Origin of the sequence: Leminorella grimontii, assembly GCF_039789245.1 — a bacterium.
Lineage (GTDB): Bacteria > Pseudomonadota > Gammaproteobacteria > Enterobacterales > Enterobacteriaceae > Leminorella > Leminorella grimontii.
Genome location: NZ_CP146357.1, coordinates 600,096 through 612,449 on the forward strand (window position 1 = coordinate 600,096; position 12,354 = coordinate 612,449).

General features: G+C 55.4%; 16 protein-coding genes. 6 read left to right on the top strand and 10 right to left on the bottom strand.

The window, feature by feature from the left end; genetic code table 11:
* Nucleotides 1-188 precede the first annotated feature (188 nt).
* The 3 genes from trmB to V8L73_RS02945 all read left to right on the top strand — a co-directional run bounded on the left by trmB (nt 189) and on the right by V8L73_RS02945 (nt 2,377).
* The gene (gene trmB, locus V8L73_RS02935; RefSeq protein WP_027275267.1) at nt 189-908 is read left to right on the top strand and encodes a tRNA (guanosine(46)-N7)-methyltransferase TrmB; all 720 of its coding nucleotides are present in this window, start codon (nt 189-191) and stop codon (nt 906-908) included.
* Entirely contained in the window at nt 908-1,243 is a 336-nt protein-coding gene (locus V8L73_RS02940) for a YggL family protein (protein WP_027275266.1), read from the top strand. The genes trmB and V8L73_RS02940 overlap by 1 nt, the downstream gene beginning before the upstream one ends.
* A 408-nt stretch (nt 1,244-1,651) precedes the next feature.
* Nucleotides 1,652-2,377: a DUF2884 family protein gene (locus V8L73_RS02945; protein ID WP_027275265.1), complete on the top strand. Its 726-nt coding sequence runs from the start codon at nt 1,652-1,654 to the stop codon at nt 2,375-2,377.
* Between the two features lie 49 nt (nt 2,378-2,426).
* On the opposite strand, the gene hemW is transcribed toward V8L73_RS02945, so the two are convergent.
* Together hemW and rdgB are read right to left on the bottom strand one after the other, a co-directional pair.
* Entirely contained in the window at nt 2,427-3,557 is a 1,131-nt protein-coding gene (gene hemW, locus V8L73_RS02950) for a radical SAM family heme chaperone HemW (protein WP_347254078.1), read from the bottom strand.
* Nucleotides 3,550-4,143, bottom strand: coding sequence for an RdgB/HAM1 family non-canonical purine NTP pyrophosphatase (gene rdgB / locus V8L73_RS02955; protein WP_347254079.1), 594 nt, complete (start codon nt 4,141-4,143; stop codon nt 3,550-3,552). The genes hemW and rdgB overlap by 8 nt, the downstream gene beginning before the upstream one ends.
* Before the next feature lie 290 nt (nt 4,144-4,433).
* Between rdgB and V8L73_RS02960 the strand changes: the two genes are divergently transcribed.
* Complete coding sequence (locus V8L73_RS02960) at nt 4,434-5,204, top strand: CDP-diacylglycerol diphosphatase (protein WP_261832610.1); 771 nt, start codon at nt 4,434-4,436, stop codon at nt 5,202-5,204.
* Nucleotides 5,205-5,252: 48 nt separating this feature from the next.
* Here V8L73_RS02960 and yggU read toward each other — a convergent pair whose 3' ends face one another.
* The 4 genes from yggU to V8L73_RS02980 all read right to left on the bottom strand — a co-directional run bounded on the left by yggU (nt 5,253) and on the right by V8L73_RS02980 (nt 7,752).
* Entirely contained in the window at nt 5,253-5,552 is a 300-nt protein-coding gene (gene yggU, locus V8L73_RS02965) for a DUF167 family protein YggU (RefSeq protein WP_027275261.1), read from the bottom strand.
* The gene (locus tag V8L73_RS02970; protein WP_027275260.1) at nt 5,549-6,097 is read right to left on the bottom strand and encodes a YggT family protein; all 549 of its coding nucleotides are present in this window, start codon (nt 6,095-6,097) and stop codon (nt 5,549-5,551) included. The genes yggU and V8L73_RS02970 overlap by 4 nt, the downstream gene beginning before the upstream one ends.
* A 99-nt stretch (nt 6,098-6,196) precedes the next feature.
* On the bottom strand, nt 6,197-7,012 hold the full coding sequence (proC, locus tag V8L73_RS02975; protein WP_347254080.1) for a pyrroline-5-carboxylate reductase: 816 nt from the start codon (nt 7,010-7,012) through the stop codon (nt 6,197-6,199).
* Between the two features lie 38 nt (nt 7,013-7,050).
* On the bottom strand, nt 7,051-7,752 hold the full coding sequence (locus V8L73_RS02980) for a YggS family pyridoxal phosphate-dependent enzyme (protein WP_347254081.1): 702 nt from the start codon (nt 7,750-7,752) through the stop codon (nt 7,051-7,053).
* 22 nt (nt 7,753-7,774) lie between these two features.
* Here V8L73_RS02980 and V8L73_RS02985 point away from each other — a divergent pair, with 22 nt between their 5' ends.
* Together V8L73_RS02985 and V8L73_RS02990 are read left to right on the top strand one after the other, a co-directional pair.
* Nucleotides 7,775-8,767, top strand: a complete 993-nt coding sequence (locus V8L73_RS02985; protein WP_027275257.1) for a type IV pilus twitching motility protein PilT — start codon at nt 7,775-7,777, stop codon at nt 8,765-8,767.
* Nucleotides 8,768-8,806: 39 nt separating this feature from the next.
* Entirely contained in the window at nt 8,807-9,340 is a 534-nt protein-coding gene (locus V8L73_RS02990) for a hypothetical protein (RefSeq protein ID WP_027275256.1), read from the top strand.
* A 45-nt stretch (nt 9,341-9,385) separates the two neighbouring features.
* On the opposite strand, the gene ruvX is transcribed toward V8L73_RS02990, so the two are convergent.
* The 4 genes from ruvX to rsmE all read right to left on the bottom strand — a co-directional run bounded on the left by ruvX (nt 9,386) and on the right by rsmE (nt 12,174).
* Nucleotides 9,386-9,808 carry a Holliday junction resolvase RuvX gene (ruvX, locus tag V8L73_RS02995; RefSeq protein ID WP_027275255.1) on the bottom strand — a complete coding sequence of 141 codons (423 nt, stop codon included), beginning with the start codon at nt 9,806-9,808 and terminating at the stop codon, nt 9,386-9,388.
* The gene (locus tag V8L73_RS03000; protein ID WP_261832607.1) at nt 9,808-10,371 is read right to left on the bottom strand and encodes a YqgE/AlgH family protein; all 564 of its coding nucleotides are present in this window, start codon (nt 10,369-10,371) and stop codon (nt 9,808-9,810) included. The genes ruvX and V8L73_RS03000 overlap by 1 nt, the downstream gene beginning before the upstream one ends.
* Nucleotides 10,372-10,480: 109 nt before the next feature.
* On the bottom strand, nt 10,481-11,431 hold the full coding sequence (gshB, locus tag V8L73_RS03005; protein ID WP_347254082.1) for a glutathione synthase: 951 nt from the start codon (nt 11,429-11,431) through the stop codon (nt 10,481-10,483).
* Between the two features lie 11 nt (nt 11,432-11,442).
* On the bottom strand, nt 11,443-12,174 hold the full coding sequence (gene rsmE / locus V8L73_RS03010; RefSeq protein ID WP_347254083.1) for a 16S rRNA (uracil(1498)-N(3))-methyltransferase: 732 nt from the start codon (nt 12,172-12,174) through the stop codon (nt 11,443-11,445).
* Between the last annotated feature and the right edge of the window lie 180 nt (nt 12,175-12,354).

Consider the following 12,354-nt stretch of genomic DNA (forward strand, 5'->3'; position numbering starts at 1 on the left):
CCAGCACAGACGGCGACTACAGTCAAACCGCAGCCTAGCGTTTTATTGCAAGAGAGCGATAAGCGAAAGGTGCTTTTTACCGTTCGACGTTTTGGCCGGTGAGAGAATTTGCTATCATGCGCTGGAATGCTTTATCTCCGTGAATAATGTGCGGACGGCTCATGCCGTCCGCGTAAACAGAGCTTTTTATGATTAATGACGTAATTTCTCCCGAGTTTAATGAAGACGGTCGCGCCATTCGCCGTATTCGCAGCTTTGTGCGCCGCCAGGGGCGGTTGACGAAGGGACAGCAGTTCGCGCTGGACAACTACTGGCCGACGATGGGGGTTGAATTCGAACCTCAGGCGCTGGACTTCACCGCGCTGTTTGGGCGCGAGGCGCCCGTAACGCTGGAGATCGGCTTCGGCATGGGCATGTCGCTGGTTAAAATGGCGCAGGAAAGCCCGGAGCAGAACTTTCTCGGCATCGAGGTTCACAGTCCGGGCGTCGGAGCCTGTCTGTCGGCAGCGCATGAGGCCGAGCTTTCTAATCTGCGGGTAATGTGTCACGATGCGGTCGAAGTGCTGGAGAAAATGATCCCAGACGCGTCGTTAAGCCGGGTGTTGCTGTTTTTCCCTGACCCGTGGCACAAGGCCAGGCACCATAAGCGGCGCATTTTGCAAACGCCGTTCGCGATGGCGATTTTGAAAAAGCTGAAGGTTGGGGGCGTTTTCCACATGGCCACCGACTGGGAAAACTATGCAGAACACATGCTGGAAGTGATGAACGCGCTTCCGGCCTATCGAAATCTGTCAGTAGACGGTACGTATGTGCCGCGTCCGGATTCTCGCCCACTGACGAAGTTTGAGCTTCGCGGGCAGCGTTTAGGTCACGGCGTATGGGATTTGATGTTTGAGAGGATTGAATAATGGGATATCAGCGTAGTCGCCGTTTGCGTAAAAAAATGCGTATCGACGAGTTTCAGGAAATTGGCTTTATCGTTACCTGGTCGTTTCCTGAAGGAACGGCTATCGAGCAGGTTGACGCTACTATCGACCAGTTCATTCAGGACGTATTTGAAGCGCACGACCTGTCGTTTGAAGGCGGCGGCTATCTGCAGTGGGAAGGGCTGGTTTGCCTGCAGAAGATCGGCAAGTGCACCGAAGAGCATCGCGGTCTGGTCAGCAACTGGCTGGAAGACAAAGGCATGCTGGACGTTCGCGTAGGCGAACTGATGGACATCAACTACTTTGACGTAGAATAAGCCGCGCTTCGCCTTCGGTTAATGTTATGTAAATTTCGCCCGGTTCTTTACCGGGCGTGTTATTTTCAGGCAAAAGGCTGTGTCCCGCAATTGTACACGGATGGCGTTGGCGGTCATTTTTACGCAGAACAAGGCGCGAGTGGCGAGGTTTGGCGGGCCAAATAAGCCGCGAGTAACGCAGTGCTGCGTAAAAATGGCCCCAGCCCTTCGGGACGCGTGCTAAAAACACGTACTCTGCGTTGTCGCACTTGGGCATAGGCCCACTATGCCCTGCGCGCTCCGCCTTGATTACGTGTTTTTGGCTCAGCGTCGCCACCGCGGACAATTGCGGGACACAGCCTACTAGCGCGACAGGCCACTGGTCCGAGTCGGCGCATTGACTGCAGACAAGAACGTTGAGGAATGACTATGTTACGAAAAACCGGCGCGGCGCTGCTGCTGTTAGCCGCCGCTCAGGCGCAGGCGGCCTACACGTGCCCGGCCCAGCCGCAAGATGACATTATCATCAGTGCGCAAACGGTAGAGATCGTCGGCGCCAGCGGAAATCTGGTGATTGATAAAAGCGGCAGCGTGACGAGAAACGGGCAGCAGCTTTCGCTGTCTGACGCTGCGCGAAATCAGGCCGTTGCGCTGCAAAAGGGGATCCGCACCGATTTCCCCTATATTAACGACGGCGTCCGTTCCCGTCTGGCCGTTGCCCAAAACGCGCTGGACGGCATTATCGTTAAGCAACTGGGAAAAGAAAGCAACGTACGTAACCGCCTCACGACCTTGACCGCCGATTTAACTAAAGAGATGGAGAAGGTGCTGGAGCCCCGTAAGGACGGCTTTGCGTTCCACCATCAGGCGCTTGGTCAGGTGGAGTCTAACAGCCGTACCGTTGTACAAAGCGCTCTGGGCGGCGTTTTGCAGGACAGCATTAACGAGCTGGGCGTTCAGGCAGTTGCCAAGGGCGGTAAGTCAGGCAATCCGCTACAGGCGGTGCTGGGCAGCTTAGGCGGCGTTCAGCAGGAAATTAAAGACGAGTGGAAAAAGCAGGAGAAGGACTTTGAGCAGTTTGGCAAAGACGCCTGTTCTCGCCTGAGTTCGTTGGACAGTCAGCGAGCAGCGCTAATTAAGGCGCTTCCGCAGTAAGTTTTCTTGCTAAAGGCCGGGCGTTTTAAAAACGGCCCGGTCTTTACGTTTATAGAAACAGCTCCAGCAGCGAATTTAGAAACAACTTTCCTTTCTCCGTCACCTGCCATTCGGTGTCTGATTCCGTAATGTAGCCCGCCTCCAGCGCCCGATCGATATTGGGTCGTATGATGCTTTCCGATAGTCCGGTTAGCTGACCAAACTGTTCGCGCGGGCAGGGTTCCAGCAGCCGGAAGCGGTTCATGAAGAACTCAAAGGGGCGATCCTGCGGCTCAACGTCGTTCTGTCCGTCAAGGTATCGCCCCTCCATGTAGCCGCGAGGGTGGCGAGTTTTCACCGTTCTGACGATGCGCCCATCGCTCAGGCTGACTTTTCCATGTGCGCCGCAGCCAATACCCAGATAGTCACCGAAGCGCCAGTAGTTCAGATTATGGTGGCAGCGGTAGCCGGGCTTTGCGTAAGCGGACGTTTCATACTGCACGTAGCCTGCAGCACAAAGCAGCTCATGCCCCTGCTGATAGATATCCCACAGCGCGTCGTCGTCCGGAAGCACCGGCGGGCGAGAGCCAAACAGGGTATTAGGTTCAATCGTTAGCTGATACCACGACAGGTGCGGCGGCTCAAGTTCAACGGCCTGCCGCAGATCGTCCAGCGCCTGCTGCGGCGTTTGGTTAGGCAGGCCGTGCATCAGATCCAGATTAAAGCTTAAAAGCCCCAGCCTCTTGGCCAGACGAGCCGCCTCTTTCGCTTCCTGCGGACCGTGGATCCGCCCTAGCCTTTGCAGCTTCTCTGCGCTAAAGCTTTGTACGCCGATAGAGATGCGGTTAATTCCCGCCGCCTGATAGGCCTCAAAGCGGGCGGCTTCAACGGTGCCGGGGTTTGCTTCCATGGTGACTTCGGCGCCGGGCAGAAGGCAAAGCCTCTGGCGAACGCCGTCCATCAGGCTGTGCATCGCTTCGGCGCTCAGCAGGCTCGGCGTGCCGCCGCCGATAAAAATTGAGCTGACGGGCCTTTGTGGCGCGAGCCGCAGCGATTGGTCGAGATCTGCCAACAGGTGGGAGACATAGGCCTCGTGGGGCACTTCTTCCTTAAGCGCGTGGGAGTTGAAGTCGCAGTAGGGACACTTCTGCACGCACCAGGGAATGTGAATATAGAGGCTTAGCGGCGGCAAATTAAGCATTGCGCAGGGCGTCCAGCAGCATGTTCAGCGCCTGACCGCGGTGAGAGATCTGGCTTTTATGTTCGCGGCTCAGCTCGGCGGCCGTGCAGCCCAGTTCCGGAACGTAAAAAATAGGGTCGTAGCCAAAGCCGCCTTCCCCCGCCGGGCTAAACAGAACCTCGCCGGGCCAGCTGGCGTGAAAGACCAGCGGGATAGGATCCTGCGCGTGGCGCATATAGACCAACACGCAGTGGAACTGCGCCTGACGCTGGCCTTCCGGAACGTCTTTAAGCGTCTCCAGCAGCTTGTTGAGATTTTCCTCGTCGCTCGCATCGACGCCCGCATAGCGCGCTGAGTAAATACCTGGCGCACCGCCGATGGCGTCAACCGCAATGCCAGAATCGTCGGCAATAGCAGGAAGGCCGGTGATCTGGGCCGCGTGCCGCGCCTTAATGATTGCGTTCTCGATGAAGGTTAATCCGGTCTCTTCAGCGGAATCTACACCGAGGGAGGTTTGGGCGACGACTTCAAAGCCAAAGTCGCCCAAAAGGTTAGCCAGTTCACGGACTTTACCGGGATTTCCGGTCGCAAGAACAACTTTCTGCATGAGAGATTCACCTGTGGTAGTCGATGAAGGATAGATTGGGCGATTTAACCGCCGCTTAATGCGGCGCGCGCGCCACTGCATTTTTTCGCGCTATAGCATACCTTAAACCGCCTCGGGGGGCGGAAGATTTTATAAGCGAATACCTCTGCTTTTAGCGGAAATATCTGCTTGTATATTAAAATGAAATGTTACATATGTGTTATAATAAGACAATAAATGTATGGGCTGAGTGGTAAGGCACTATGATTAAAAAGAGAAGAACTCGGTTCAAATGGCTCGTTTGGGGGGGGATGTCGCTGAGTTTTGCCGTTATCTCGTTGGTCACGCTTTGGGGATGGCGTTACGCGCATTCTGACGAGCTTTGGAATATTGTAAGCCAAGAATGCATCCCTTTGACCAAAGTGCATCAGCGCCCTAACGTATCCTGCGTGAGCGTTGTATTGATGCCGGACGAACGGCGAGGATATGCCGTTTTTAAAGATCGTAATGGCCCTTTGCATTTTTTGTTAATTCCGACGGCAAAAATCGAAGGGATTGAAAATTCGATTTTGCAGCAGCCGGATACCACTGACTATTTCCTTAAGGCCTGGCAGTCACGAGGCTATCTCGCTCAGGCTTCCGATCGGCCTGTGGCGCGCAATATGGTTTCACTGACGGTCAACTCTGCCTATGCGCGCAGCCAGGAGCAACTGCATATTCACATTGCCTGCATCAAGCCTGAGATTAAAGCGCAGCTGGACAGTCAGATGGGGCGTTTTAGCGAGCGCTGGTCTCCGGTCGAATACGGCATTAACGGACGCCACTATCTGGCCAGAACGCTAACCGAAACGCAGTTTCGCGAAATGAGCCTGTTTCGCCGGGTGGCGAAGGAGCTACCTGACGCCGCTGGCAATATGGACAAGTACGGTATTGCGCTGGTGGCGTATAACGATATTGATAATCGGCCAATGTACTTACTGATGGCGAACCGTTTGGATATTTTGGCGCTTAATCCCGGCTATACCGGAGATATTCAGGACTATCAGTGCGATTTGTTGAAGACAACGAGGGTATTAAGCTAGGGGCGCACGAAAGCGAACGGCCGCCCTGTTGTTCAACGGCCTGATTTATCAGGCCGTTTGGTCTAACAGAAGGGCAACTTCTTCCGGTATCTGCTGCGGCTCGCAAATCCTCACCTGCTTATGGCGCCCCAAGTCTCCTTTTTCGATCTCAACCGCACCCTTCGGCACGCGAAACTGCTTGGCGAGAAACTTGATGAGGTGGGCGTTTGCCTGGCCGTCGACCGGCGGCGCGGTGATGGCGACCTTTAGCTCTTCGCCGTGCAGGCCGACTATCTGATCGCGGCTGGCCTTCGGCTGAATATAAAGCCGGAGCACGATGGCTCCGGGCTGTTGTTCTACCGCGCTCACGACAGTATAAGGGCCAAAATGTCCGCTTTGAGATAGTTCAGGGCGAACAGAATAAGCATCAGGATCATCGGCGACAGGTCGATCCCGCCCATCGACGGCAGCAGGCGGCGGATGGGGTAGAGCAGGGGTTCAGTTAGCTGAATTAACAGCTGATCGACCGGATTACGCCCCTGGCTTATCCAGCTCATCAGCGCGCGGATAATGACAATCCAAAATACCAGTTTCCCGGCGGCGGTCAGAAGCTCCAGCAGAGACAGCGGCAGGTAAATCGGGAAAAACAGCACCACGCCGTTAAGAAGCCACAGTCCGGCCACATATTTCACCAAAATCAGCAGATAGGCGAACAGAACCGAAGCGGTATCTATTGGCCCAATCGACGGAATAATACGGCGCAGAGGGCCGATTACCGGCTGAGTGATTTTGACGACAAACTGAGAGAAAGGGTTATAGAAGTCGGCTCTCGCCCACTGCATCCATACCCGAAGCAGCAGTACGGAAACGTAGAGGTCGAGGACGGTAAAAATAACAAACGATAAAAATTGCATGTATAGCCCTTGTTTATTACTCGTGCGAAGGCGTTAAGAAACTTCCGTTCAGCATATAGTAAAATGGGGAAAAATGGCAGTTGCTCCCCAAGCGGATGCCTAAAGCGACTTTTCCATTTCCACCGCACGCGCAATGGCCGCCTGCATCGCTCTGGCGACGGTATCCGACAGCCCGCTTTCATTAAACACTCGCAGCGCTTCGGCAGTCGTTCCGCCCTTAGACGTGACCTGCTGGCGAAGGGTGGCTATATCCAACCGTGGATTTTCGGCAACCATATGCGCTGCGCCGAGCGCCGCCTGTTGAACCAGTAGGCGAGCAGTCTGTGGAGAAAACCCAAGCCGCTCGCTTTCTTGCTGCATAGCTTCCATAAACAGGAAAAAGTAGGCCGGCGCGCTTCCCGCTGCGGCGATAACACCGTTGATTCCCTCTTCGTCATCGACCCAGCAGACCTCGCCGACGGCCTTCATCAGCCCTTCAGTATATTCTCTGTCTTCACCGCGAACCCGCGCCGGCGCGAATAGTCCGCTCATGCCGAGGCCAATCAGAGACGGCGTATTGGGCATGATGCGCACGATGTTGACGTCTCCCAGCAGCTGGCGAAAGCGTTCGACGCTGACGCCTGCGGCGATAGACAAAATAAGCTTGTTGCTCAGATCCAGCTGCTTTAGCGGTTCGCACACGTCGGCCATCATCTGCGGCTTGACGGCCAAAACGATAACCTCTGCCTGACGAGCGCTGGCCAGATTATCGTTGCTACAGTTGATGCCGAAGTCGGCGTGCAGCGGCCCATCCTGCTTCATGGACGGCGAAGCGGCGGTAATAAGGTGGGCGGGATAGCCGTTTTTAACCAGGCCGGTGATAATCGCCTTTGCCATATTTCCTGCGCCGATAAAGGCGATGTGACGATGTTGCATAGTTAACCCCGCGTAGTTTGAATATAAAAATAAGGTCGTTAGCGATAGTCGCGAGCGCCGAAGACGGCCGTTCCGATGCGCACCATGGTGCTGCCCGCGCGGATAGCCGCCGTCATGTCGTCGCTCATCCCCATTGATAGCGTATCCACCTGAGGGTAGCTTTTTCGTAGCTGATTAAACGCGTCGGTCATGAGTTTAAACGTAGCCAGCTGACGTTCTGGGGAGGTTTCTACCGCAGGAATAGTCATAAGCCCGCGCAGCCTGAGTCGAGGAAGCGCCTGGATTTGCGCCGCCAGTTCCGGCAGTTCGGCGAGGGAAATGCCAGACTTGCTTTGTTCATCGCTAATGTTGATTTGAATCAGAATGTTGAGCGGCGCCATGCTTTCCGGGCGCTGTTCATTCAGGCGACGAGCGGTTTTCTCCCGATCGAGGGTGTGCATCCAATGGAAATGTTCCGCTACTGAACGGGTTTTGTTGGACTGTAAAGGCCCGATGAAGTGCCATTCAAGAGCGTCTCCATAGGGCGTTCCGGCAAAGTGCTGGATTTTTTCTACGCCTTCCTGCACGTAGTTTTCGCCAAAGCGCGTTTGCCCGGCGTCAATCGCTTCTTGAATCGCGCTCACGGGTTTGGTTTTACTGACGGCAAGAAGCTGAACTTCTTTTGGATCTCGCCCGCATTCTTGCGCACACTGAGTGATTCTTTGCCTTACGCTTTCAAGGTTTTCGCTGATAGTAGTCATGGGTTTGCTTAGAGAATCAATGATGAATATTTACCAACTGTTAGACCATAGTGTAAAGCAAAACGCGTCCGATCTGCACCTTTGCGCCGGGCATTTGCCCGTAGCGCGCGTGAATGGGGATTTACGCGTGTTGGAGGAAGAACCTCTGGAGCCGGAGGCGCTTTCTTCGGCGCTGATGGCGCTGCTAAACGCCGAGCAGCAGCGGCGTTTCTGGTGCGACCGACAGCTGGACGTCGCGCTGAGCGTCGAGGGCGTGCGGCTGCGGGCCAACCTGTTTCTGCAATTTACGGGCGTATCGGCGGCTTTACGCATCGTGAACGACCGTACGCCCACGCTTGGCCAGCTGGGCGTTCCGCCCGCGTTGGCTTCGGCAGTGACCGAACGAGACGGCTTGATTATTGTTTGCGGCGCAACCGGCAGCGGGAAGTCCACCACTTTGGCGGCCCTGATTGGCGAAATGAACAAGAACCAGGCGCGGCATGTGATAACTCTTGAGGATCCGATAGAGTTTATCCATCGCTCGGAACAAAGCCTCGTTCAGCAAAGGGAAATCGGCGTACACGCGCAGGACTTCTCTTCCGGCCTGCTGGCAGCGCTCAGACAGGACCCGGACGTCATTTTGCTGGGCGAGCTTAGGGACGTCGCTACCCTAAAGCTGGCGCTGACGGCGGCTGAAACAGGCCATCTGGTGTTGGCGACGCTGCATACGCGTTCGGCGGCCATGGCGGTAGAACGCATTGTGGACGCGTTTCCCGCCGGCGATAAGCGGTTCGTCAGCTTTCAGTTGGCCAATGCGCTGAAGGTCGTCGCCTGCCAGCGCCTGTTGCCGGGGCGCGAAGGGGGAAGGGTTGCCGCCTATGAGGTGTTGGTTAACACGCCCGCCGTCGCGAACCTTATTCGTGAAGAAAAATGCCACCAGATAGGCACGCAGATGCAAACCGGATCCGCCTTCGGTATGCAGACGATGGAACAATGCATGACGAGACTGAGAGCAGCAGGTATGATTAGCGGCTAACGCCTCGTTAATGACTGAAAACAGAAGGAAACAAAGGCCGTGAAAGCGCTTAAAAGCATCCTATTATTAATCGTTCTGGCCGCTGCCGGCGCGGGCGGTTACTGGTACTACACTCATCAGCTGCCGACCTACGGCTCTGAGGGTACCTTTGAAATCACCGTTGGGCTATTGGATCCGAAAACCCAGCAGGCAATGCCCAAGACGCCGTTTTATCTGGTAGTGATTAAAGAGGGCGAAACCGACCCCGCCTTTAAAAATCCGCTGTTTGGCGTAACGGACGAGCAGGGGCGCGCGGCGAAGATCGTCAGCAAAACTCAGCTTGGCGCGAACGACTACGTGCTGGTGGAGAAGGTAGGGCAGGGCGAATACGGTAAATATTTTGCTCTGTTGGGAAGCGGGAACACCATTCCGCTGCCTAACACGCAGTACACTATTACCGGCTGCGGCGACGTTCCTGAATATAAGGGAACCTCGAATCGCCAAGGGTATACGGTTTACTATTCGGCGACTCAGGCCTGCAATATTAAGATGAGCATCGATTGGCGAAATACGCTGGACGGGCTGCTTAAGTAATACCGACCGTCAGTCGGCGGCCAATGTGCGTTAAGCCGCTGGCCGTCATGACGGGTTTTGTTCGAACCAGCTTTCCAGAATAACGACCGCGGAAGCGGCGTCTACGCTGCCCTTATCCAGCGCACGATATCCACCCCTGTCGAACAGGCCTGATTTGGCCTCTACGGTAGACAGCCGCTCGTCGTGCAGAACGACCTGTACGCCGAATCGACCGTGCAGGCGGTTTGCGAATTTTTTCGCCTGTGCGGTAACGGGCTGTTCCGTTCCGTCCATGTTTAGCGGCAGGCCGACGACGACCAGATCCGGCTGCCACTCCTTGAGCATCTTTTCAATCGGTTGCCAGTCAGGCGTGCCGTCCTTTGCCTTAAATGACGCCAGCGGGCGCGCCGTCCCCGTCACTTCCTGACCGATGGCGGCGCCGATGCTCCGGGTTCCGAAGTCAAATGCGATAACGGTGCGGCTGGCCATCAGGCGTGCCCTGCCTGGGTGGCGATGGTGTGGATATTGACGCCAAGCTTTTTGGCCGCCGTTTGCCAACGCTGGCTGATTGGGGTACGAAACAGGATCTGGCTGTCGGCCTCAACGGTCAGCCAGCTGTTTTCCAAAAGCTCTTTTTCTAACTGACCTCCCTCCCATCCGGAATAGCCCAGAGCAACCAGCGTTTCCAGCGGTTGAGAGGCAGTTCCCAGCGTTTCAAGGACGTCTTTTGACGAGGTGATCATCACGTCGTCGCAGATCTGAATGCTTGAAGCGAATCCAAGCTTCGGGGTATGCAATATAAAGCCGCGATCGTCCGCCAGAGGCCCTCCGTCCAGCACGGGGCTGTCCAGATGCGTCATCGAGACCTTGGGAACCGGATCGATGTCTAACCGAGAGAGCACTTCCTGAACGGTAAGCTTGCCGAGCGGCTTATTGATAACTAACCCCATGGCGCCGTTTCGGTTGTGTTCACAGATGTAAACAACCGAGTGAGCGAAGCGGGGGTCTTCCAGCCCGGGCATGGCGATAAGAAAATGATGCTGTAAGTTCATGGCATAACCGTTAAAAAGAGAATGGGATAACTGGCCGTTATCCCAAGTGGCGTATTTTACGACGGCGATGGGCCTTTCGCCAAGGGTCTATACCGAAAAGGCCAAGCGTTTATGAAGCAATGCGGCGTTCGATGGCATCCATCAGCATGCCCGTGATGGAGACGTCCGGGAATGCGGCTTCGATTTCGCGAATGCAGGTAGGGCTGGTGACGTTGATTTCCGTCAACCTGTCGCCGATGATATCGAGCCCGACAAAGATAAGCCCTTTCTCTTTAAGCACCGGCGCGACGCTGCGGGCTATCCGCCAGTCGCTCTCGCTTAAAGGCCTTGCCTCACCGCGGCCGCCGGCCGCCAGGTTGCCGCGCGTTTCTCCCTGTTTCGGAATGCGGGCCAGGCAGTAGGGTACCGGCTCGCCGTCGACAACCAGCACTCGCTTGTCGCCGTCGACGATTTGCGGAAGGAAGTTTTGCGCCATGCAGTATTGGCTGCCCAGGTTGGTCAAGGTCTCAATGATGACCGACAGGTTGGGGTCGTCCTGCTTGACGCGGAAAATGGAAGAGCCGCCCATGCCGTCCAGCGGTTTTAAGATAATGTCGCCGTGCTGGTCGTAAAACTGACGGATGAGGTCCTTGCTGCGGGTCACCAGCGTCGAAGGCGTTACCTCTGGGAACCAGGCGGTGAACAGCTTCTCGTTACAGTCGCGCAGGCTCTGAGGCTTGTTGACGATAAGCGTGCCTTTCGCCTCCGCGCGCTCAAGGATATAGGTCGCGTAGATAAACTCGGTATCGAACGGCGGATCTTTACGCATCAGGATGACGTCAAGAGAGTCCAGCGCGATGTCCTGTTCACTTTTAAAATCAAACCAGCTGTCGTAGTCGTACTGAACGTGAAGCAGGCGGGTTCGGGCACGGGCTTCACCCGTTTGCAGATAGAGATCGTTCATCTCCATATAGTGCAGTTCCCAGCCGCGCTTTTGGGCCTCTTGCAGCATGGCGAAGCTTGAATCTTTCTTGATGTTGATGGAAGAAATAGGATCCATCACGATACCGAGTTTGATCATGTTTATCTCCGTTAACCCAGATCGCCGAAGCGAACCTGTAGTGCGGCAATCGCGGTCAGCGCGGCAGTTTCCGTACGCAAAACCCGAGGGCCAAGTAGAATATCAGTAAAGCCGTAGCGCGCCGTCATGTCGATTTCGTCCTGAGACAGGCCGCCTTCGGGGCCGATGAGCAGGCGAATATCGCTGATTGGCTGGGAAAGCGTATTGATGCTCTGGCGCGCGCGCGGGTGTAAGTTTAGCTTCAGACCGTCGCCTGGCTGGGCGCACCAGCTTTCCAGCGTTTCAACGTCGTAAATTTCCGGAATACGGTTACGCCCGCACTGTTCGCAGGCGGCGATGACGATTTTTCGCCATTGCTGGACCTTCTTTTCCAGTCGCTCTTTTTCCAGGCGCACGCCGCAGCGTTCGGAAATCAGCGGCGTAATGGCATTCACGCCAAGCTCCACGGACTTCTGAATAGTGAACTCCATTTTTTCGCCGCGCGAAATCACCTGCCCGAGGTGAAGATTGAGCGGCGACTCGTGGGAGTCTGGCTGGCAATCGATTATGCGGACGTTGACCTGCTTTTTGTCGGCCTGAACGATCTCGGCGTCAAAGACGTAGTTACTGCCGTCAAACAGGCAAAGGCGCTGGCCCGGCTGCATGCGCAGAACGCGGCCGACGTGGTTGGCCGCCTCGTCGCTAAGCGCCAGTGATTCAGTAACAGACAGTGGCTGTGGATGATAGATGCGGGGTGCTCGCATAGCGTTTCTGGTTTTCCTATAGATCGTTATTTTTATCATGTTTCCGACTTTTTAGGTCAGAAACATTAATAGTATATATCAATCGGATGAGTGAGTTTGCCGCTGATGGTTATTAATTCAATAGGCAACAAGACGACGTCATGTAAATGACAGAGCCTAAGCCTAGGGCGAGCGCGTTGC